This window comes from Nocardioides sp. (assembly GCF_035481145.1).
Taxonomy (GTDB): Bacteria; Actinomycetota; Actinomycetes; order Propionibacteriales; family Nocardioidaceae; genus Nocardioides.
Genome location: NZ_DATIHB010000206.1, coordinates 19495 through 40718, shown reverse-complemented (window position 1 = coordinate 40718; position 21224 = coordinate 19495). Strand labels below are relative to the sequence as shown.

The 21224-nt window shown below is 70.1% G+C and carries 19 protein-coding genes; 15 read left to right on the top strand and 4 right to left on the bottom strand.

Annotated elements, in window-relative coordinates; translation table 11 throughout:
* Window positions 1-88 precede the first annotated feature (88 nt).
* From acnA to VLF38_RS16595, 12 genes are all read left to right on the top strand, one after another.
* Window positions 89-2770, top strand: a complete 2682-nt coding sequence (gene acnA, locus VLF38_RS16650; RefSeq protein ID WP_325272357.1) for an aconitate hydratase AcnA — start codon at window positions 89-91, stop codon at window positions 2768-2770.
* Window positions 2771-2946: 176 nt separating this feature from the next.
* A complete protein-coding gene (locus tag VLF38_RS16645; RefSeq protein ID WP_325272356.1) occupies window positions 2947-4347 on the top strand; it encodes a hypothetical protein in 1401 nt (466 codons plus the stop codon).
* Complete coding sequence (locus tag VLF38_RS16640) at window positions 4334-4825, top strand: SigE family RNA polymerase sigma factor (protein ID WP_325272355.1); 492 nt, start codon at window positions 4334-4336, stop codon at window positions 4823-4825. Before VLF38_RS16645 ends, VLF38_RS16640 begins: the two co-directional genes overlap by 14 nt.
* A gap of 9 nt (window positions 4826-4834) precedes the next feature.
* Entirely contained in the window at window positions 4835-5239 is a 405-nt protein-coding gene (locus VLF38_RS16635; protein WP_325272354.1) for a secondary thiamine-phosphate synthase enzyme YjbQ, read from the top strand.
* A 1-nt stretch (window position 5240) separates the two neighbouring features.
* Entirely contained in the window at window positions 5241-5624 is a 384-nt protein-coding gene (locus VLF38_RS16630) for an MmcQ/YjbR family DNA-binding protein (RefSeq protein WP_325272353.1), read from the top strand.
* Entirely contained in the window at window positions 5621-5977 is a 357-nt protein-coding gene (locus VLF38_RS16625; protein WP_325272352.1) for a thiamine-binding protein, read from the top strand. Before VLF38_RS16630 ends, VLF38_RS16625 begins: the two co-directional genes overlap by 4 nt.
* Window positions 5974-6516 (top strand): DUF3105 domain-containing protein, encoded by a 543-nt coding sequence (locus VLF38_RS16620; RefSeq protein WP_325272351.1) that lies wholly within the window; start codon window positions 5974-5976, stop codon window positions 6514-6516. The genes VLF38_RS16625 and VLF38_RS16620 overlap by 4 nt, the downstream gene beginning before the upstream one ends.
* A gap of 3 nt (window positions 6517-6519) precedes the next feature.
* Window positions 6520-6954, top strand: coding sequence for an NUDIX hydrolase (locus VLF38_RS16615; RefSeq protein WP_325272350.1), 435 nt, complete (start codon window positions 6520-6522; stop codon window positions 6952-6954).
* On the top strand, window positions 6951-7418 hold the full coding sequence (locus VLF38_RS16610) for an NUDIX domain-containing protein (protein ID WP_325272349.1): 468 nt from the start codon (window positions 6951-6953) through the stop codon (window positions 7416-7418). Before VLF38_RS16615 ends, VLF38_RS16610 begins: the two co-directional genes overlap by 4 nt.
* A 37-nt stretch (window positions 7419-7455) precedes the next feature.
* The gene (gene dxs / locus VLF38_RS16605) at window positions 7456-9330 is read left to right on the top strand and encodes a 1-deoxy-D-xylulose-5-phosphate synthase (RefSeq protein ID WP_325272348.1); all 1875 of its coding nucleotides are present in this window, start codon (window positions 7456-7458) and stop codon (window positions 9328-9330) included.
* On the top strand, window positions 9311-10567 hold the full coding sequence (locus VLF38_RS16600; protein ID WP_325272347.1) for a hypothetical protein: 1257 nt from the start codon (window positions 9311-9313) through the stop codon (window positions 10565-10567). Before dxs ends, VLF38_RS16600 begins: the two co-directional genes overlap by 20 nt.
* A gap of 24 nt (window positions 10568-10591) precedes the next feature.
* Window positions 10592-12076: an amino acid permease gene (locus tag VLF38_RS16595; RefSeq protein WP_325272346.1), complete on the top strand. Its 1485-nt coding sequence runs from the start codon at window positions 10592-10594 to the stop codon at window positions 12074-12076.
* Window positions 12077-12158: 82 nt separating this feature from the next.
* Here the strand turns inward: VLF38_RS16595 and VLF38_RS16590 are convergent, their stop codons facing one another.
* Together VLF38_RS16590 and VLF38_RS16585 are read right to left on the bottom strand one after the other, a co-directional pair.
* Window positions 12159-14249, bottom strand: a complete 2091-nt coding sequence (locus tag VLF38_RS16590; RefSeq protein WP_325272345.1) for a 3-hydroxyacyl-CoA dehydrogenase NAD-binding domain-containing protein — start codon at window positions 14247-14249, stop codon at window positions 12159-12161.
* Window positions 14246-15457, bottom strand: coding sequence for a thiolase family protein (locus VLF38_RS16585; RefSeq protein WP_325272344.1), 1212 nt, complete (start codon window positions 15455-15457; stop codon window positions 14246-14248). Before VLF38_RS16585 ends, VLF38_RS16590 begins: the two co-directional genes overlap by 4 nt.
* 134 nt (window positions 15458-15591) lie before the next feature.
* On the opposite strand from VLF38_RS16585, the gene VLF38_RS16580 reads away from it, so the two are divergent.
* On the top strand, window positions 15592-16524 hold the full coding sequence (locus tag VLF38_RS16580; RefSeq protein ID WP_325272343.1) for a PAC2 family protein: 933 nt from the start codon (window positions 15592-15594) through the stop codon (window positions 16522-16524).
* A complete protein-coding gene (tesB, locus tag VLF38_RS16575; protein ID WP_325272342.1) occupies window positions 16525-17397 on the top strand; it encodes an acyl-CoA thioesterase II in 873 nt (290 codons plus the stop codon).
* 89 nt (window positions 17398-17486) lie between these two features.
* Here tesB and VLF38_RS16570 read toward each other — a convergent pair whose 3' ends face one another.
* Entirely contained in the window at window positions 17487-18362 is an 876-nt protein-coding gene (locus VLF38_RS16570; RefSeq protein WP_325272341.1) for a MaoC family dehydratase, read from the bottom strand.
* A gap of 1 nt (window position 18363) precedes the next feature.
* A complete protein-coding gene (locus VLF38_RS16565; RefSeq protein ID WP_325272340.1) occupies window positions 18364-19695 on the bottom strand; it encodes a 3-oxoacyl-ACP reductase in 1332 nt (443 codons plus the stop codon).
* A 188-nt stretch (window positions 19696-19883) separates the two neighbouring features.
* Between VLF38_RS16565 and VLF38_RS16560 the strand changes: the two genes are divergently transcribed.
* Window positions 19884-21164 (top strand): acetyl-CoA C-acetyltransferase, encoded by a 1281-nt coding sequence (locus VLF38_RS16560; RefSeq protein ID WP_325272339.1) that lies wholly within the window; start codon window positions 19884-19886, stop codon window positions 21162-21164.
* Window positions 21165-21224: the final 60 nt, after the last annotated feature.

Here is a 21224-nt window from a genome sequence, read left to right as displayed (position 1 = left end):
TTCCACCGTCGCACTACCCGCCACCGCGGGTGCACGGCAGGATGGGTCCGAGTTGCGCAGCACTACCAACACGAGGAGTAAGTGACTGATGGCCAGTCAGGACAGCTTCGGCGCCAAGGGCGCCCTCGACGTCAACGGGACGTCGTACGAGATCTTCCGGCTCAACGCCGTCGCGGGCGAGGGCCTCGACGTCGACAGCCTTCCCTTCTCCCTCAAGGTGCTGCTGGAGAACCTCCTCCGCACCGAGGACGGCGCGGACATCACGGCCGACGACATCCGTGCGCTTGCCGGTTGGGACGAGACCGCGGAGCCCGACAAGGAGATCCAGTTCACGCCTGCGCGCGTGATCATGCAGGACTTCACCGGCGTCCCCTGCATCGTCGACCTCGCCACCCTGCGTGAGGCTGCGGCCGACCTCGGCGGCGACCCGTCGAAGATCAACCCGCTCTCGCCGGCCGAGATGGTCATCGACCACTCCGTCATCGCCGAGGCGTTCGGCTCGAAGGACGCGTTCGAGAAGAACACCGAGATCGAGTACCAGCGCAACCGTGAGCGCTACCAGTTCCTCCGCTGGGGCCAGACGGCGTTCGACGACTTCAAGGTCGTCCCGCCGGGCACCGGCATCGTCCACCAGGTCAACATCGAGCACCTGGCCCGCACGATCTTCACCCGCACGGTGGACGGCGTCCTCCAGGCCTACCCCGACACCTGCGTCGGCACCGACTCGCACACCACGATGGTCAACGGCCTCGGCGTCGTCGGCTTCGGCGTCGGCGGCATCGAGGCAGAGGCGGCCCTCCTCGGCCAGCCGGTCTCGATGCTCATCCCGCGCGTCGTCGGCTTCAAGCTCACCGGCGACCTGCCCGAGGGCACGACCGCGACCGACCTGGTCCTCACGATCACCGAGCAGCTCCGCAAGCACGGCGTCGTCGGCAAGTTCGTCGAGTTCTACGGCGCCGGTGTTGCCGCGCTCCCGCTCGCAAACCGCGCCACCATCGGCAACATGTCGCCCGAGTTCGGCTCTACGATCGGCATCTTCCCGATCGACGACGAGACGATCAACTACCTCCGGCTGACCGGCCGTGACGAGCAGCAGCTCGCGCTGGTCGAGGCGTACGCCAAGGAGCAGGGCCTCTGGCTCGACCCCGACGCGGAGCCGCGCTTCTCCGAGAAGCTGGAGCTGGACCTCTCGACGGTCGTCCCGTCGATCGCCGGCCCGAAGCGTCCGCAGGACCGTGTCCAGCTCACCGATGCGGCCACGTCGTTCGCCGGCCACCTGCCGACGTACACGACCCAGGTCGACGCCAAGGTCCCGGTCACGCTGGCCGACGGCACGTCGTTCGAGCTGGAGAACGGCGCCGTCACCATCGCGTCGATCACCTCCTGCACCAACACGTCCAACCCGTCGGTCATGCTCGGCGCCGCGCTGCTGGCGAAGAAGGCCGTCGAGAAGGGCCTGACCCGCAAGCCGTGGGTCAAGACCACCCTCGCGCCCGGCTCCAAGGTCGTCACCGACTACTACGACAAGTCCGGCCTCACGCCGTACCTCGAGAAGCTCGGCTTCGACCTCGTCGGCTACGGCTGCGTGACCTGCATCGGCAACTCCGGCCCGATCATCCCCGAGGTCTCCGCCGCGGTGAACGAGCACGACCTCGCCGTCGTGTCGGTCCTCTCCGGCAACCGCAACTTCGAGGGTCGTATCAATCCCGACGTGAAGATGAACTACCTGGCCTCCCCGCCGCTGGTCATCGCCTACGCCATCGCCGGCAACATGAACATCGACCTGTTCAACGACGCGATCGGCCAGGACACCGACGGCAACGACGTCTTCCTCAAGGACATCTGGCCCTCGCCGACCGAGGTCGAGCAGGTCATCGCCGAGTCGATCACCCAGGAGATGTTCACCAAGGACTACGCCGACGTCTTCGCCGGCGACGAGCGCTGGCAGTCGCTGCCCACCCCGGAGGGCAACACCTTCGAGTGGGACGAGTCCTCGACGTACGTCCGCAAGGCTCCGTACTTCGACGGCATGTCGCTGGAGACCTCCCCGGTCACCGACGTCACCGGTGCGCGCGTCCTGCTCAAGCTCGGCGACTCGGTCACCACCGACCACATCTCGCCGGCGGGCAACATCAAGGGCGACACCCCGGCAGGCCAGTACCTCACCGCCAACGGCGTGGAGCCGCGTGACTTCAACTCCTACGGCTCGCGCCGCGGCAACCACGAGGTCATGATCCGCGGCACGTTCGCCAACATCCGCCTGCGCAACCAGGTGGCCCCGGGCACCGAGGGTGGCTACACCCGTGACTTCACCGTCGAGGGTGGTCCGGTCGGCTTCATCTACGACGCCTCGCAGAACTACCAGGCCGCGGGCATCCCGCTCGTCGTCCTGGCGGGCAAGGAGTACGGCTCGGGCTCGTCGCGTGACTGGGCCGCCAAGGGCACCTCGCTCTTGGGCGTCAAGGTCGTCATCGCCGAGTCGTACGAGCGCATCCACCGCTCGAACCTGATCGGCATGGGTGTCCTCCCGCTGCAGTTCCCGGCCGGCCAGAACGCCGACTCGCTGGGCCTGACCGGCGAGGAGACCTTCTCGGTCACCGGCGTCACCGAGCTCAACGAGGGTCGTACGCCGAAGACGGTCCGCGTGTCGACCGACACCGGTGTGGAGTTCGACGCGGTCGTCCGCATCGACACCCCCGGTGAGGCGAACTACTACCGCAACGGCGGCATCCTGCAGTACGTCCTGCGCAACCTGGTCAACAACGGCTGACGCTGTCGCTGACGATCCGGGCCGCCCGGGAAACCCTGCCTGTGCACGGTTTCCCGGGCGGTTCCGGCATTTCACGGGTGTGAAACCGTTCCTGTGCACGGTTTCCCGGAGCCGACCCCTCCTTATGCCCCGCTCGTGGCGTGAGTACAGGTGAGACTTCATCCCGAGGAGGAGCGATGACCGAGCAGCTGCACCAGCGCCTGGCCGACCTGGCCGGTGATGTGGCGTCACCGGGGCCCGCTGATCCCGCTGTGTTGTGGCGCGCGGGCAAGCGGCGGCAGCGCCGGCGTACGGCGGCGGCAGGGCTCGCCGCCTGCGCGGTGCTCGCCGGCATCGGTGCGACCGGGCTGGCACTTCCGGGGACCGGGTTGGTGACCACCCCCGTGCCTGCGGTCCAAGGTGACACGTTGCGTGTGCCCGACCGGCTGCACGTGCCTTCCGCGTGGCTCCCGACGACAGCAGAGGAGGGGCCGATCGGCCCGCTCGCGCTCGTGATCACGGGTGGCGTGGAGCGTGACCTGGTCGGAGGCGAGACGGCGTACGTCGGTGTCTCCGCGGTGACGGGGCAGTATCGCTTCCTTTCGCTGCCGGGTCTGAGCACGACTGGTGGGGCATGGGGCGACACCATCGCGCTCTCCGCAGATGGCCGGAAGCTGGCCTACTGGTACGGCGGGGGTGGGCATTCCGCCGACGAGTTCGCCATCGAGGCCGACGGAATCGCGGTCTACGACACCGTGACCGGCGATGTCGTGCGCCGCGCCATCGACTCGCCTCATGGGATCGGTGGCGAGCGCCCGGCATGGGTCGGTGACAAGGTCTGGGTCTCGTGGTTCGAGCGGGTGGAGGGGGACCCGAGCTCGGGCGTCAACGGACGCACGATGTCGTGGGACCCCGAGACCGACCGCATGGAGCGACTCCCGGGCGGTGTCGTCCTGCCGGGGGAGATGGCCACGACCACGGGCTCCCGAGCCGTGCTCTCGGGCCGGTCCGGCGTGACGATCCTGGATGCGCGCGGCCGCACCGAGCGGACCGTCAAGGTCGCGCGCGGATGGGAGGGCGAGCTCCTGCTGAGCCCCGGCGGAACGATGCTCGCCGGACGCCATGATCCAGACGGAGACCCATCGAGCTACAGCAACGAGCCGGCACCCGTGCTCGTCGGCCCGGCATCGGAGGCGGAGGCGGCCCGGCTGCAGTCCGGTGCCGTCTGCAAGGTCTGCCCGGCTGTGAGGTTGGACCAGGTTCCTCGCTCGACGGGCCTCACGCCGGTGGCGTGGCGCGACGAGGAGCACCTCGTCGTCACCAGGGTGGCGGACCGGAACACCGATCACGAGCGCTGGGAGTACGTGGTGCTGGACGTCGAGACCGGTGCCGTCGACGAGTTCATCGAGCCTGCCCGGGCAACTGGAAGTGGCAATCACCTTTTCGCAGCCGACGCGTGGACCTGGCCCACGTGGGACGCCCCGGCCCCCGATGCACCGCTGAATCCGCGCGTCGTCCTCGGCGTCGGCCTCGTGATCGTCCTGGCCAGCGGGCTCGGTTCCCTCCTGCTGTGGAGGCGTTCCCGTGTCGTCCGTTGAGGAGCAGTTCACCGCGTACGTCGGAGCGCGGCGCCCGGCGCTGGTGCGCACGGCGTACCTGCTCACCGGCAACGGAGAGGACGCCGACGATCTCGTGCAGACAGCCCTGATCAAGGCCGTGCCCAAGTGGGGGCGGATCGCTGACGACCCCGAGCCCTACGTCCGCGCAATCCTTGCCCGGGAGAGCGTCAACCGCTGGCGCCGTCGGCGCTGGCGCGAGATCGCTTCCGCGGAGCTCCCGGAGCAGCACCAGCCCGACGTCGACGTGGCCGGGCGCGAGGCGCTCCGCTCCGCTCTTGCAACCCTCGCGCCGCGGCAGCGGGCGGTCATCGTGCTGCGCTACTACGAGGACATGACCGAGCGGCAGACGGCAGAGGCGCTCGGCATCTCGGTCGGCACGGTCAAGTCGCAGTGCCGTGACGCGCTCGCTCGCCTGAGGGTGAGCGACCTCGTGCCGGGTGTCGGAGCCCCGCACTAGCCTGACGCCATGCGCTCCGAGGTGATCCAGGTCCACACCGGCCGGCAGGAGGTCGTGCTCGACCTCACCGCCAGGTGCGCCGACTTCGTCGCAGCAGCAGCCGATGGCCTCCTCCACGTCTTCGTCCCGCACGCCACGGCGGGGGTGGCGATCCTCGAGACCGGTGCGGGCTCCGACGACGACCTGCTCCACGCGCTCGCTGACCTCCTCCCCAAGGACGACCGGTGGCGCCACCGGCACGGCAGCAGGGGGCACGGTCGCGACCACGTGATGCCGGCCTTCGTGCCGCCGTACGCCACCATCCCGGTCATCCAGGGCCAGCTCGCGCTCGGCACGTGGCAGAGCATCTGCCTGGTCGATCTCAACGTCGACAACCCCGACCGCGAGGTCCGGCTCAGCCTCCTCGAGGGCTGACGTGGCCGAGCGACCGGACCCGCCACCGGAGTGGGTCGACCGCATCGACGCGACGCTCAGCAGGCTCCCGCAGTGCAGGCAGGCCCGGGCCTGGACCGGCACCAGCTGGAAGGTCGGAGCAGCGACCGTCGCCCACGTCTTCGGGGGCGAGGACCAGCTGATCCGCCTCGTCGTACGTGCGGAGCCCGACGAGGTGATGGCGCTGCAGCACCTCGGGCCGCCGTACTTCAAGGCGAGCTGGGGAGCGAACGTCGTCGGCCTCGCGCTCGACGATGACACCGACTGGGACGAGATCGCCGAGCTGCTCACCGACTCCTACTGCGTGCAGGCCCCTGCGCACCTGGCCGAGCAGGTGCCGCGCCCGGGTGGGAGACTGGACGCATGATCGTGGCGTTCAGCATCAGCCCCAGCACGGGTGACGAGACCGGCGGTGTCAGCGAGGCGGTCGCCGCTGCCGTCCGCGTCGTCCGCGAGTCCGGGCTGCCGCACGAGACCAACGCCATGTTCACCAACATCGAAGGTGACTGGGACGCCTGCATGGACGTCGTGAAGCGCGCCGTCGAGGCGGTGGCGGCTGTCAGCCCGCGGGTCAGCCTGGTGCTGAAGGCTGACGTCCGGCCCGGCTGGGACGGTCAGCTCGCGGCGAAGGTGGAGCGCATCGAGGCCCTGCTGGGCCCGGAGAACCCGCAGACGCCGGAGACCCCCGGGAGCGACGCGAACGCCGAGGGCTCCGCGTGAGCCGCGCGCCCTGGGTGGCAGTCGGCCTCGCGGGGGTGCTGGCAGTCGGTGGGCTCGGTGCCGCGATCGCGGTGCCCGACGAGGAGACATCGGTCAACGACGTCCGCGCCTACACGATCACCAGCCGCGACCACGTCCTGGAGCCCCACTGGGAGACCTCACCGCCGGCCGGCGGTGAGCACGCGCCCCAGTGGCTCGCCTGCGGCGTCTACGACCGCCCGGTCGACGAGGGCCTCGCCGTCCATGCCCTCGAGCACGGCACGGTCTGGATCACCTACGAGCCGGGCCTCGACGAGGACGACGTCGCCGACCTGGCCCGCAAGCTTCCCGCCGAGGGCATCCTCTCGCCGTACGACGGGCTCCCCGGTCCGGTCGTCGCGACTGTCTGGGGCCGCCAGCTCGTCCTCACCGGTGCCGACGACGAGGGCCTGGACGCCTTCCTGGAGGAGTACGCCGACGGTCACACCGCTCCGGAGCCGATGGCGAGCTGCGCGGGTGGCGTGGTCCGCTACGCCACCTCGGCGGGCACGGCGGCCTGAGCCGTGCACCGCACTGTCAACGTCCTGCTCGTCAATACGGCCGGTGAGCTGCTCCTGCAGGAGCGCGATGAGCTCGCCCCGCGCTGCCCCGACCAGTGGGGGCCGCCGGGTGGCCATGTCGAGCTGGGTGAGAGCCATGAGGACGCCGCCTACCGCGAGCTCGCCGAGGAGACCGGCGTCGTGCTACCGGCGGGGTCGCTCCGGCTCTGGCGCGACGAGGTCTTCCGCTACGCCGAGGAAGACCGCGTTGCGCACTACCAGCTGTGGGCCGGCCGGGCGGCGCTGACCGACGCCGAGGTCGTCTGCCACGAGGGTCGGCAGATGGTGTTCGTCGATCCGGCGACGGTGCAGGGGCTCGACCTGTGGGAGTCCGCACGCCACTTCGTCCCCGCCTTCCTCGCCTCGACCACGTACGCCGCGCTGGCGGGCGGCCGATGACCGCCGGGTGTGCCGCCAACCGGGCCGTCGACCGTGTCTTCGCCAGCGTTGCGCTCGTCGATCCGCGTGGCTGGATCCTCATGCAGGAGCGCGACGAGCACCCCGAGATCGACCCCGAGAAGTGGGGCCTGCCCGGAGGCCACGTGGAGCCGGGGGAGGAGCCCCTCGCAGCGGCGTACCGGGAGCTGCTCGAGGAGACCGGCCTGACGCCGGACGGGCCGCTGGAGGAGATCGGCGTCGCGCTCGTCCAGCACCGTCCGGGGCGGCTCGACGCCGTCCACCTGTACGCCGGGGCCACCGCGGCCACCGATGCCGACGTCGTCTGCGGGGAGGGACGGCAGATGGTCTTCGTGGCAGGCGAGGCCGTGCTCGCACTCGACCTGACGCTGGGTGCCGCGGCGCTGCTGCCCGGGTTCGTCGGCTCGGCGAGCCACAGCGCGCTGGCCGGGCATCCGCACGGCTAGACTTCCCATTCATCCACAGCGAGGCCGGAGGAGATCAATGGGCTACCTGGAGTCGATCTCGACCCCTCGTGACCTCGACGGCCTGACCGCCGCGCAGCTCGACGAGCTGGCTGCGGAGATCCGCGAGACGCTCGTGCAGACCTGCTCGCGCACGGGTGGGCACCTGGGCCCCAACCTCGGCGTGGTCGAGCTGACGCTGGCGATCCACCGGGTCTTCGACTCGCCGCATGACCGGGTCGTCCTCGACACCGGCCACCAGTCCTACGTTCACAAGCTGCTGACCGGCCGCGCGGGCCTCTTCGACACGCTCCGGCAGGAGGGCGGCCTCTCCGGCTACCCGAGCCGTGCCGAGTCCGAGCACGACGTGGTGGAGAACTCCCACGCGTCGACCAGCCTCAGCTACGCCGACGGGCTGGCCAAGGCCTACGCCCTGCGTGGGGAGGACCGCCACGTGGTCGCCGTGATCGGTGACGGCGCGCTCACCGGCGGCATGGCCTGGGAGGCGCTCAACAACATCGCGATCTCCCACGACAGCCGGCTGGTCATCGTCGTCAACGACAACGAGCGGTCCTACACGCCGACGATCGGCGGCCTCGCGACCGCACTCACCAGCCTGCGGACGGACCCGCGCTACGAGCAGGCGCTCGACGTGGTCAAGCGCCGCCTCAACGCGATCCCCGGTGTCGGTCCGCTCGCCTACGACGCCCTGCACGCGATGAAGAAGGGCGTCAAGGACGCCATCGCCCCGCAGGGCCTCTTCGAGGACCTCGGCTTGAAGTACGTCGGCCCGATCGACGGCCACGACCGCGAGGCACTCGAGCAGGCCCTCGCGCTGGCCAAGCGCTTCAACGGCCCGGTGATCGTGCATGCCTTGACCCGCAAGGGCAACGGCTACGTCGCAGCCGAGCAGCACGAGGCCGACCAGTTCCACGCGCCCGGTCCGTTCGACGTCGCGACCGGTGAGGAGCAGCCGAAGGCTGCGATCTGGACCGACGTCTTCGCCGACGAGATGGTGAAGCTGGGGGAGGAGCGCAGCGACATCGCCGCGATCACGGCGGCGATGATGCACCCGGTGGGCCTCGACCGCTTCGCCGCGCGGTTCCCCGAGCGCACCTTCGACGTCGGCATCGCCGAGCAGCACGCGGCGACGTCCGCCGCCGGCCTGGCGATGGGTGGGGTCCACCCGGTGGTGGCGGTCTACGCGACCTTCCTCAACCGCGCCTTCGACCAGGTCCTCATGGACGTCGCGCTGCACCGCTGCGGGGTCACCTTCGTGCTGGACCGTTCGGGCGTCACCGGTGACGACGGCGCGAGCCACAACGGCATGTGGGACATGTCGATCCTCCAGGTCGTCCCGGGGCTGGCGATCGCCGCGCCGCGCGACGGCGCCCGCCTGCGCGAGCTGCTCCGCGAAGCGGTCGCGGTCGAGGACGCCCCGACCGTGGTCCGCTTTCCCAAGGGCCCGCCGCCGCTCGACCTGCCGGCCGTCGACCGCGTCGGCGGTGTCGACGTGCTCGCGCGCGGAGCGGCCTCCGACGTCCTGATCGTCGCCGTCGGCGCGATGGCCGCGCCGGCACTCGAGACCGCGGCGCTCCTCGAGGCGCGCGGCATCGGCGTCACCGTCGTCGACCCGCGCTGGGTCAAGCCGGTCGACCCTGCACTCGTGGAACTCGCTCGCACGCACCAGCTGGTGGTGAGCATCGAGGACAACGGCGTCATCGGCGGTGTCGGCGCCGCGCTGCTGCAGACGCTCACCGCCGCCGGCGTCCGCACGCCGGTCCAGCTCCACGGCATCCCGCAGGAGTTCCTCGACCACGCCAAGCGTGCCGTGATCCTGGAGCGGGTCGGCCTGAGCCCGGAGCGCCTCACCGAGGCGATCGCAGCTGCTGTCGATGCCCAGCGCGTCGGCTGACCCGCGACGCGGCCCGCGCCGGCCGCTGGCGACCTTGGTGCTCGGCACCCTGCTGCTCGCGGGGTGCACCTCGCCGACCACCAGCGCACCGGAGCCGTCGCCCGACAGCCCGTCGGCCGACGCGGCGCTCACCTCGCTTCTCGCCGGCCGCGCGAAGGCGGTCATGCTCCACGACCAGCCGGCGTTCATGGACTCCGTCGACCCACGGCCGTCGCCGTTCCGGAAACGCCAACAGCGGCTCTTCGCCAACCTCCAGGAGCTGCCGCTCGCGGCGTACGACCTCGAGGCGCACGGCGTCACGCAGCTCCCTGACGGCCGCGCGCAGGCCGAGGTCACCGTGATCATGCAGCTCGAGGGGTACGACGCGGTGCCGGTGCGCACGCCGGCGCTCTTCACCTTCGCCCGGGTGGACGGCGAGTGGGAGCTGGCCTCCGACCACGATGCGACGTACGACGGCGCGCACGACGTCGACCTGCAGCCGTGGGAGCGCACCCGCATCGAGGCAGAGCACGAGGGTGGCGTGCTCGGCATCTTCGACACGCGCAGCATCGACGACGCCCACCAGGTGATGCGCGCGGTCCGACGCGGCCTGGCTGACATCGCACCGCGCATCCCCGTCGAGTGGTCCCACCACGTCGTCGTCTACGCGCTCAGCGACGTCGCGCAGATGGCCTCGCTCGACGAGCTGCCGGGCGGCGACCCGGAGCGGCTCGAGGGGGTCGCGTTCAGCGTGCCGGCCGGGGGCAGCAACCCCGCGCTCGCCTCGGTCCGGTTCATGCTGCATCCGCGCATGCTCGGTCGCGACGAGCCCCGGCGAGACCGGCTGATCCGTCACGAGCTGACCCACGTGGCGATCGCCGAGCGTGACGACCGGGTCCCGATCTGGCTCGCGGAGGGCATCGCGGAGTGGGTCTCCGTCCGCGACGTCCCGCGCGAAGAGCGGGTCATCGCGCGTGACGCGGTGGAGATGGCACAGGGTGGCCTGACCGCGCTGCCGGGCGATGCCGACTTCAACGCCGAGCACACCTCCGCCAACTACGGCATCTCGTGGTGGGCCTGCGAGGTCGTCGCCGACCGCTTCGGCGAGGACCGGCTGTGGGCGCTCCTGGCCGAGATGGGGGCGGGCGACGGCACCACCGAGAGCGGGCAGGACGAGGTGCTGCAACGCGTCGTCGGGATGACCGGCTCCGAGCTCGCCGCTGAAGCGGGGCGCCAGATCGTGAGGAACTTCGGCTGACCCGCGTCCGCTAGCGTTTCGGGCATGAACGTACTGCGCACCAAGTCGGTCGAGGAGTCCCTCGCCGAGACCGCCGAACCCGAACACCGGCTCCGCAAGGACCTGACCGCCCTCGACCTCACGGTCTTCGGTGTGGGTGTGGTCATCGGTGCCGGCATCTTCACCCTCACCGGCCGGGTCGCCCGCGACTACGCGGGGCCGGGTGTCGTGATCTCCTTCCTCATCGCAGCGTTCTGCTGTGCGCTGGCCGCCCTCTGCTACGCGGAGTTCGCCTCGACGGTGCCGGTCGCCGGGTCGGCGTACACGTTCTCCTACGCGACGCTCGGCGAGCTGGTCGCCTGGATCATCGGCTGGGACCTGCTCCTGGAGTGCCTGCTCGGTGCGAGCGTGGTCGCCCAGGGGTGGAGCACCTACTTCGTGACCTTCCTGGACCAGCTGGGCGTCACCTGGCCCGCGGGCCTCGGCCCCGACGGCACGTTCAACCTCGCGGCGTTCGTGCTGGTCGCGCTGCTCGGTGCGCTGGTCTGCTACGGCATCAAGGAGAGCATGCGGGTCAACCTGGTGCTGGTGGCGGTGAAGCTCTTCATCGTGCTATTCGTGATCGTCGCGGGCATCGGTTTCATCGACGGCGGCAACTACGCGCCCTTCGTCCCGGAGGCCGCGGGCACCGCTGGTGCCCAGGGCGGCTGGCTGCACACTCCGCTCGTCCAGAGCCTCTTCGGCATCGAGCCGCAGGTGTACGGCGTGCTCGGCATCGTGTCGGCCGCGTCGGTCGTCTTCTTCGCCTACATCGGCTTCGACGTCGTCGCGACGACCGCCGAGGAGGCGCGTCGGCCGCAGCGCGACCTGCCGATCGGCATCCTCGGCTCGCTGGCGATCTGCACAGTCCTCTACGTCGCCGTCGCGCTCGTGATCACCGGCATGGTCCGCTACGACCAGATCGACCCCGACGCAGCGCTCGCGAAGGCCTTCATCACGCACGGCAAGGACGGCTACGCCACGCTCATCTCGGCGGGTGCCGTCGCCGGCCTGACGACCGTGGTGATGACCCTCATGATCGGCGCGGTCCGCGTCGTCTTCGCGATGGCGCGTGACGGGCTGCTGCCCGAGGGGCTGGCGAAGGTCAACGGCCGCACCGGCACGCCGCTGGTCATCAGCGCCGGCATCACGCTGCTCGTCGCGGTGGTCGCCTCGCTCACGCCGATCGGCAAGCTGGAGGAGATGGTCAACATCGGCACGCTGGCGGCGTTCGCGCTGGTCTCGCTCGCAGTGCCGGTGCTGCGCCGGACGCGTCCGGACCTCGAGCGCGGCTTCCGCGTGCCGTTCTCGCCTGTGCTGCCGGTGGTCGCGTCGCTGGTGTGCGTCTACCTGATGCTCAACCTGAGCGGCGAGACCTGGCTCCGCTTCGGCATCTGGATGCTCATCGGCGCGGTCGTCTACGCGGTCTACGGATACCGCCACAGCCGGGTGGGCACGGTGGCGCGCGTGGGCGGTTACGACCCGGTCTGACTGGCGTCCGCACCCACAACGTCATAGGACCTGGCTGCTAGAGCAGCCAGGTCCTATGACGTTAGTGCGCAGTGGTGCTCGATCAGGCGTGGAACTTCTTGCCGGTGACCTTCTCGGAGATGCCCTCACGGTCGAGCAGCTTCGTGATGCCACCGTTCCAGAACTGGAAGCCGGCACCCGTGATCATCGCCAGGTCGATGTCCTCCGGAGCGGAGGCGACACCTTCCTCGAGCATCCGGTTGATCTCGTCGGCCATCGCCTCGAGGACCGCGGTGCGCGTCTCCTCGACGGTCTTGACGACCGGGTTGGCCGGCTTCTCCAGCAGCGCCTCGACCTCGGGGGCGACGCTGCCGTCGGCACCGTAGAAGCCGGGGAGCTTCGCCTCGACGACCCGCTGCAGCGACGGCGAGACGTACATGCGGTCCGGGAAGGCCCGGTGCAGCGTCTCGTTGTTGTGCAGCGCGATCGCCGGGCCGACCAGGCCGAGCAGCACGAACGGCGGCATCGGGGTCAGGCCGGCGAAGGCGGCGTCGCCGTCCTTGACCGGGGTGCCCTCGTCGACGATCTGCGCGACGGTGCCCATGAAGCGGCCGAGCAGGCGGTTGACGATGAACGACGGCGAGTCCTTGACCAGGATCGAGGTCTTGCCGAGGCCCTTCGAGGTGGCGAACGCCGTCGCGAGCGCCTCCTGGGAGGTCTTCTCGCCGGTGATGATCTCGACGAGCGGCATGATCGCGACCGGGTTGAAGAAGTGGAAGCCCACGACCCGCTCGGGGTGCTCGAGGTCGGCTGCCATCTCGGTGATCGACAGCGACGAGGTGTTGGTCGCGAAGACCGCCTCGGCCGGGGCCACCTTCTCGGCGTTCGCGAAGACGGTCTTCTTGACGCCCATCTCCTCGAAGACGGCCTCGATGATGAAGTCGGCGTCCGAGAAGGCCTTCTCGTAGTCGACCTCAGCGGTGACGAGGGCCTTGAGCCGGTTCGCCATGTCGGTCGTCACGCGGCCCTTGGCGGCCAGCTTGTCGATCTCGCCGTGGACGTAGGCGACACCCTTGTCGGCGCGCGACTGGTCGAGGTCGGTCATCACGACCGGGACCTTGAGGCGGCGGGCGAAGAGCAGCGCGAACTGCGAGGCCATCAGGCCGGCGCCGATGATGCCGACCTTGGTGACCTTGCGGGCCAGTGCCTTGTCGGGCGCACCGGCCGGGCGCTTGGCGCGCTTCTGGACCAGGTCGAAGGAGTACAGCGAGGCCTCGAGCTCCGGGGTCTGCGCCATGTCGACGAGCGCCTGGTCCTCGAGCGCGAAGCCCTCGGCCTTGGTGTTGCTCTTGGCTGCCTCGACCAGGTCGAGCAGGCGGGTCGCGGAGACCGACTTGCCACCGGTCTTGCCGGCGGCGACGGCGCGGCCCCAGGCGACGGCGTCGTCCCAGGCCTGGCCGCGGTCGACCTCGGGGCGCTCGACGGTGATCTCGCCGGTGAGCACCTTGCCGGCCCACACGAGCGACTGCTCGAGGAAGTCGGCACCACCGAACGACGCGTCCGACAGGCCGGCCTCGAAGAGCTCGGTGCCCTTGAGGACCTTGCCCTGGTTGAGGGGGTTCTCGAGCGCGATCTTCACGGCGCCGGCGGCACCGATGAGGTTCGGGACGAGCCACGCGCCACCCCAGCCGGGCACCAGGCCGAGCATGACCTCGGGCAGGCCCGCGGCGGGCAGGGAGTCGATGGACGTGCGGTAGTCGCAGTTGAGCGCGACCTCGAGGCCACCGCCGAGGGCGAGGCCGTTGATGAAGCCGAAGGACTTCTTGCCGCCGACGGCCGAGTCGAGCTTGCCGAAGACGAAGTGGCCGAGCTCGGCGATGGTGCGGATCGCGTCGGCGGAGCCGGCGGACCGCAGGGCGGTCAGGTCGGCACCCGCAGCGAGGATGAACGGCTTGCCCGTGACGCCGATCGAGGTGATCTCGTCGTCGGCGAGCGCGGCGTCGATCGCCGTGTTGAGCTCGAGGAGCGAGCCCGGGCCGAAGGTGTTCGGCTTGGTGTGGTCGAGGCCGTTGTCGAGGGTGATCAGGCCCATGACGCCCGCGCCACCTGCGAGGGTGACCTTGCGGAGCTTGGCCTTGGTGATGACCTCGGAGTCCGTGACGAGCTCCTGGGCGCGCGCGATGACGTCGCTCACTTGGCGTTCTCCTTCTTCTCGCCGTTCCAGTTGACGTTCTCCCAGACGACCGTGGCGCCCTGGCCGAGGCCGACGCACATGGTCGTGATGCCGTAGCGCTTGGCCGGGTCCTGCTTGAACTGCGCGGCGAGCTGGTTCATCAGGCGCACGCCGGAGGAGGCCAGCGGGTGGCCGAAGGCGATCGCGCCGCCGAACGGGTTGACGCGCGCGTCGTCGTCAGCGATGCCGTAGTGGTCGAGCAGCGAGAGGACCTGGACGGCGAACGCCTCGTTGATCTCGAAGGCGTCGATGTCGTCGATGGTCAGCCCGGCCTGGGCCAGCGCCTTCTCCGTCGACGGGATCGGCCCGGCGCCCATGAACTCGGCCTCGATGCCGGCGTAGGAGAAGGAGACCAGGCGCATCTTCGGCTCGAGGCCGAGCTCCCTCGCGACCGGCTCGGCCGCGAGGAGAGCGGCGGTCGCGCCGTCGTTGATGCCCGCGGCGTTGCCCGCGGTGACGCGGCCGTGCGAGCGGAACGGCGTCTTCAGCGCGCCGAGCGACTCCATGGTCGTCTGCGGGCGCATCGGCTCGTCGGTGGTCGCCAGGCCCCAGCCGTCCTCGGCGGAGCGGGTCGCGATCGGGACCAGGTCCGGCTGGATGATGCCAGCCTCGTACGCCGCAGCGGCCTTCTGCTGGGAGCGGACGGCGAACGCGTCGGCGCGCTCCTTGGTGATCGCGGGGTAGCGGTCGTGGAGGTTCTCCGCGGTGTTGCCCATGGCCAGGGCCTCGGGGTCGACCAGCTTCTCGGAGATGATCCGGGGGTTCGGGTCGACGCCCTCACCCATGGGGTGGCGGCCCATGTGCTCGACACCGCCTGCGATGACGACGTCGTACGAGCCGAAGGCGATGCCGCCGGCGGTCGTGGTGACGGCGGTCAGCGCGCCGGCGCACATGCGGTCGATGGCGAAGCCGGGGACCGTCGTCGGCAGACCCGCCAGGATGCCGGCGGTGCGACCGAGGGTCAGGCCCTGGTCGCCGATCTGCGTGGTCGCGGCGATGGCGACCTCGTCGATGCGCTCGGGCGGGAGGCTGGGGTTGCGGCGCAGGAGCTCGCGCATGCACTTGATGACCAGGTCATCGGCTCGGGTCTCGGCGTACTGGCCCTTGGACCGGCCGAACGGAGTACGAACGCCGTCAACGAAGACGACGTCGCGGAGCTGTCGGGACAACAGGGATCTCCTCGATCGTTCGTGGATGTCGCAGGGAATGCTACCCGCCAGTAACACGTTCGGGGCAGGCGTACTGAAAGTGGGGCTGCCCACTAGGCTCAGACCATCGAGAAACTACCCCTGAGGAGCGCCGCGTGACGGGCAATCGGTTCGTGCACATCGTCGACGACGTCGACGGCCTGGGGGACGCGCCCGTGCTCGTCGTGGCGCTCCACGGCTTCCTCGACGCCGGCAACGGCACGGTCCTCGCCGTCGACCACCTGGAGGGTGGCGGAGTCGGGCCGGTGGTCGCGACGTTCGACGTCGACGCCTTCCACGACTACCGCGCCCGCCGACCTGCCATCTCCTTCGTCGAGGACCACTACGAGGCGTACGACGCGCCCCGCCTCGTCGTCCGTCTCCAGCGTGACGCGGCTGACCGTCCATTCCTGCTGCTCTCCGGGCCGGAGCCGGACAACCGCTGGGAGGCGTTCGTCGGCGCGGTCCGCGAGGTCGTCGACCACTTCGGAGTCAGCCTCGTCATCTCCCTCGGCTCGGTGCCGATGGCGGTGCCCCACACCCGGCCGATCGCCGTCACCCAGCACGCCAACCGACGCGAGCTCATGCGCCGCGTCAACCACTGGCGGGGCGAGCTGCGGATCCCGTCGTCGGCGCACGGGCTGCTCGAGGTGCGACTGGGGGAGAGCGACCACCCGATGACCGGCTGGGTCGCCCACGTGCCGCACTACCTCCAGGGAAGCGACTACCCGGAGGCCGCGCGGGCGCTGCTGACCGGTGTCGAGGACTCGACGGGCCTGACCTTCGACCTCGACGCGCTCAAGGTCGCGGCCGAGCAGCGCCTGGCGGAGGTGACCGAGCACCTCGAGGAGAACCCCGACGTGGCCGAGCTGGTCGCGGGCATGGAGCATCAGTACGACGCATTCCAGCGTGGGGGCGACGAGAGCCTCCTCGCGACCGAGCAGCCGCTGCCCACGGGGGAGGAGCTCGGCGCCGAGTTCGAGCGGTTCCTCGCCGGCCTCGACGGCCCCGACACGACCGCCCCCGAGGCCCCTGAAGGAGAGAACTGAATGCCGACCTCGGTCGAAGAGCTGGTGGACCTGCTCGACCTCGAGACGATCGATGCCAACCTCTACCGCGGCCGACAGCCGATCACGTTCTTCCAGCGGGTCTTCGGCGGACAGGTCGCCGGCCAGGCCATGGTCGCGGCCGAGCGCACGGCTCTTGAGGGCATGACCATGCACTCGCTGCACAGCTACTTCCTGCGCCCCGGTGATCCGAACGTCCCGATCGTCTATGACGTCGAGCGGATCCGTGACGGCTCGTCGTTCGCCACGCGACGGGTGGAGGCGCGCCAGCACGGTCGCCCGATCTACTACCTGACCGCGAGCTTCCAGATCGAGGAGGAGGGTCTCGAGCACCAGGACGCCATGCCCGAGGTGCCCTCGCCCGAGGAGTGCCCGGCCAACCTCGACCTGCTGCGCAAGCGCGCCCCGGAGAAGTACGTCAAGGTGCTTGAGCAGGAGTGGTCGGTCCTGGACATGCGCGCGGCCGGCGACTCACGTCCGGGTGGCCTCCTCGACGGCGACCCGCACCACCCCGCCCGTCAGCGCTTCTGGATCCGCGTCGACGGCCGGCTGCCCGACGGCCCCATGATCCACAAGGCCGCGCTCACCTACCTGACCGACGTGACCCTTCTCGGCAGTGCGCTCGTCACCCACGGCGTCAACTTCGCCGAGCCGCGGATGCAGGCGGCCTCGCTCGACCACACCATCTGGTTCCACCGCCCGTTCCGGGCGGACGAGTGGCTGCTCTACGACCAGGTCTCGCCGAGTGCGTCCCAGGCCCGCGGACTCGCGATCGGCCGGCTCTTCACCCAGGACGGCCGGCTCATCGCGAGCACGGCCCAGGAGGGCCTGATCCGGCTCCACCCCGAGGCCTGACTCTGCCCCGACATGCGCAACTGGTCTTGAGTGGCCCGATTTCCTGACGGAAACCTGCCACCCAAGACCAGTTGCGTGGAGGGACGACCTCAGAGCGCCCGGGTGCGTCCCAGGACGTGAGGGGCGCCGGTCTTCGGGTTGGCCACGGCGAAGTCGAGACCGCCGTCGACCGGAACGGCGCCGAAGCGGACCTTGCCCGGCAGGAAGATCGGCGTCTTGAAGGCGACGTCGAGCCGCACGGCGTCGGGCATCCGCGCCTCGAGGGTCGCCGCGGCCTTCGACAGGGTCCACATGCCGTGGGCGATGTGACCCTTGAAGCCGAGCGCCTTCGCGGTGAGCGGATAGAGGTGGATCGGGTTGTGGTCACCGGAGACCGCGGCGTAGCGGCGGCCGAGGTCAGTCGGGAGCGACCAGATCGCACCGGTTGCGTCCACGTCGGCCAACGCCATGCCGGCGTCGCCGTTCTCCTTGTCGCCACCGCCCACGCGGAGGTAGGTCGACGTCTCCTCCCAGACGGTCTCGCCGCCGACGCGGACCGTCGTCAGCATGTCGAACGCCTTGCCCTTGGTGGACTTCCGGAGGTTGGCAGCCCGGACATCGACGTCGACCTTCTCGCCGAACGCGATCGGGCGGAGCTGCGAGATCGAGTTCTCCAGGTGGACCAGGCCCATCGCCGCGAACGGGAAGGTCTGGTCGGTCAGGAGCGCCATGTGCAGCGGGAACGCCAGGTTGTGCACGTACGGCAGCGGGGCGACGTCCTTGGCCGGGAAGCCGGCGATGGCGGCGTACGGCGCGACGGAGGCACGCGTGATCTCCACGGCCTCGCGACGGAGCACGAGGTCGGGGAGCTCCTTCGACGTCTTCTTCACGCCCGGGAGCTGGTTGACGCCGGGGACCGTCGGGAGGACGGCCTTCAGCATCGCGCCGGCCCCCGAGGTGCCGGAGACGACTCGGGTCTCGCCCATGTCAGGCGCCCAGCATCATCAGGCCGCACACGCGGACGACGTTGCCGTTGACGGCCGTCGAGGCGGGGGAGGCGTACCAGGCGATGGTCTCGGCGACGTCGATCGGGAGGCCACCCTGCTGCATCGCGTTCATGCGCTGGCCGACCTCGCGGGTGGCGAAGGGGATCGCGGCGGTCATCGCGGTGATGATGAAGCCGGGCGCCACGGCGTTGATGGTGATGCCGTCCTTGAGCTCGTCGGCGAGCGAGTCGACGAAGCCGATGACGCCGGCCTTGGAGGCGGCGTACTGGGTCTGGCCCATGTTGCCGGCGATGCCGGCGATGGAGGAGACGCCGATGATCCGGCCGTTCTTCTTGATCGCGCCCTGGGTGAGGAGCTCGCGGGTGATCCGCTCGGGAGCGGTCAGGTTGACCGAGATGACCGACTGCCAGCGCGCCTCGTCCATGTTCGCGAGCTTCTTGTCGCGCGTGATGCCGGCGTTGTGGACGACGACGTCGACGCCACCGAACTGCTCGTTGACGAAGTGCGCGATGCGCTGCGGGGCGTCGGCGTGGGTGATGTCGAGGGTCAGCGAGACGCCGTCGATCTCGCCCATGACGGCGGCGAGGTCGGAGGCTGCCTGGGGGATGTCGATGCCGAGGACGGTGGCGCCGTCACGGTGCAGGACGCGGGCGATCTGCTCGCCGATGCCACGCGAGGCGCCGGTGACGATGGCGACCTTGCCGGCGAGCGGCTTCTCGACCTCGACCTTGACGGCCGCCTTCTTGGCGTTGGTGCCCACGCGGACGACCTGGCCCGACACGTAGGCGCACTTGGGGGAGAGGAAGAACGCGAGGGTGGAGTCGATCGCGGTCTCGGCACCCGGGGTCACGTAGACCAGCTGGACGGTCGCGCCCTTGCCGATCTCCTTGCCGAGCGAACGGGTGAAGCCCTCGAGCGCGCGCTGCGCGATCCGAGCGCCACCCTTCACCTCGGAGGGGTCGGTGCCGATGACGACGACGCGGGCGCACGACTCGAGCTTGCGCATGACCGGCGTGAAGAACTGCTGGAGCTGGACCAGGTCGGCCTCGGAGTCGAAGCCGGTGGCGTCGAACACGAGGCCCTTGAACTTCGCGCCCTCCTCGACCGAGGTGGCCGTCTCGATGCCGAGGCCCTGCAGGGTGGCGGGGAGGGAGCCGGCCAGCTTCCCGCCACCGCCGACGAGCACGGTGCCCTTCACCAGGGGAGCGCCCTCGGTGTAGCGCTCGAGCTCGACGGGGTTGGGCAGGCCGAGCTGCTTCACGAGCAGCTTGCCGATCGACGACTTCGCGAAGCCCTGGTAACGGTCGGTCATTGCGTGGTTCCTCCACTGGGATGAAGTCTTGGCCAGGCAGGGCCGTCACTGCGGCGCCCGGCAGGATGGGAACATGTAACTAGACGTGTAACTCAGTGTCCACATTTCGTGATCTGGCACTCACACCGTTCCATCACGCGTCCCGACCGGCAAGGATAGGGACATCTCAGACCTCTAGAGGAGTGACCATGCAGGCCAAGACCCGCCGCGTCGCCATCATCGGCGGCAACCGCATCCCGTTCGCCCGGTCCAACACCGTCTACGCCGAGGCATCGAACCAGGAGATGCTCACCGCGGCCCTCGACGGCCTCGTGTCGCGCTTCAGCCTCGAGGGCGAGAAGCTCGGCCTCGTCGCGGGCGGCGCCGTCGTCAAGCACTCGCGCGACTTCAACCTGGTCCGTGAGTCCGTGCTCGGCACCAAGCTCGACCCGGCGACGCCGGCTGTCGACGTCCAGCAGGCTTGCGGCACCGGCCTCTTCGCCGCCAACATCGTCGCGCTCCAGATCGCCACCGGCCAGATCGAGGCCGGCGTGGCGTGCGGTTCGGACACCACCTCCGACGCCCCCATCGCGATCTCCGAGAAGCTCCGCAAGAAGCTGATCAAGATCAACCAGATGAAGACCAACAAGGACCGCGTCAAGGCGCTCCTCGGCATTCGCCCCGGCGACATCGGCCTCCTCCCGCCGGCCAACCAGGAGCCGCGCACCGGCCTGGCCATGGGTGACCACCAGGCGATCACCGCCCTCGAGTGGGGCATCACGCGCGAGGACCAGGACGAGCTGGCCGCGAAGTCGCACCAGAACCTCGCCCGCTCGTGGGACGAGGGCTGGCAGGACGACCTGGTCACGCCGTTCCGCGGCGTCGAGCGCGACAACCACCTGCGCCCCGACTCGACCGTCGAGAAGCTCGCCAAGCTGAAGCCGGTCTTCGGCAAGGGCGAGGCCGCCACGATGACCGCCGGCAACTCGACCCCGCTCTCCGACGGCGCCTCCGCCGTCCTCCTCGCCTCCGAGGAGTGGGCCAAGGCCCACGGCTACGAGCCGCTCGCCTACCTCACCGACTTCGAGGTGGCCGCGGTCGACTTCGTCGGTGGCCACGAGGGCCTGCTGATGGCCCCGGCGTACGCCGTCGCGAAGATGCTCGAGCGCAACAACCTGACGCTCCAGGACTTCGACTACTACGAGATCCACGAGGCGTTCGCCGCGCAGGTCCTCTCCACGCTGAAGGCCTGGGCCGACCCGGTCTTCTGCAAGGAGCGCCTGGGTCTGGACAAGCCGCTCGGTGAGATCGACCGGTCCAAGCTGAACGTCAACGGCTCGTCGCTCGCCGCGGCGCACCCGTTCGCCGCCACCGGCGGCCGGATCATCCCGGTCGCGGGCAAGCTCCTCAAGGAGAAGGGCAAGGGGCGCGTCCTCGTCTCGCTCTGCGAGGCCGGTGGACAGGGCATCGTCGCGATCATCGAGCGCTGACGACTCCGCTCCTGACGCAGGAAGCCCCCGCCTTCGGGCGGGGGCTTTCGCGTTGGTGGA

What these genes read in the sequence shown, in the direction of transcription:
- acnA (WP_325272357.1), top strand. Translation starts at nt 89, where the DNA reads ATGGCCAGTCAGGACAGCTTCGGCGCCAAGGGCGCCCTCGACGTCAAC.
- VLF38_RS16645 (WP_325272356.1), top strand. Translation starts at nt 2,947, where the DNA reads ATGACCGAGCAGCTGCACCAGCGCCTGGCCGACCTGGCCGGTGATGTG.
- VLF38_RS16635 (WP_325272354.1), top strand. Translation starts at nt 4,835, where the DNA reads ATGCGCTCCGAGGTGATCCAGGTCCACACCGGCCGGCAGGAGGTCGTG.
- VLF38_RS16625 (WP_325272352.1), top strand. Translation starts at nt 5,621, where the DNA reads ATGATCGTGGCGTTCAGCATCAGCCCCAGCACGGGTGACGAGACCGGC.
- VLF38_RS16610 (WP_325272349.1), top strand. Translation starts at nt 6,951, where the DNA reads ATGACCGCCGGGTGTGCCGCCAACCGGGCCGTCGACCGTGTCTTCGCC.
- dxs (WP_325272348.1), top strand. Translation starts at nt 7,456, where the DNA reads ATGGGCTACCTGGAGTCGATCTCGACCCCTCGTGACCTCGACGGCCTG.
- VLF38_RS16600 (WP_325272347.1), top strand. Translation starts at nt 9,311, where the DNA reads ATGCCCAGCGCGTCGGCTGACCCGCGACGCGGCCCGCGCCGGCCGCTG.
- VLF38_RS16595 (WP_325272346.1), top strand. Translation starts at nt 10,592, where the DNA reads ATGAACGTACTGCGCACCAAGTCGGTCGAGGAGTCCCTCGCCGAGACC.
- tesB (WP_325272342.1), top strand. Translation starts at nt 16,525, where the DNA reads ATGCCGACCTCGGTCGAAGAGCTGGTGGACCTGCTCGACCTCGAGACG.
- VLF38_RS16570 (WP_325272341.1), bottom strand. Translation starts at nt 18,362, where the DNA reads ATGGGCGAGACCCGAGTCGTCTCCGGCACCTCGGGGGCCGGCGCGATG.
- VLF38_RS16565 (WP_325272340.1), bottom strand. Translation starts at nt 19,695, where the DNA reads ATGACCGACCGTTACCAGGGCTTCGCGAAGTCGTCGATCGGCAAGCTG.
- VLF38_RS16560 (WP_325272339.1), top strand. Translation starts at nt 19,884, where the DNA reads ATGCAGGCCAAGACCCGCCGCGTCGCCATCATCGGCGGCAACCGCATC.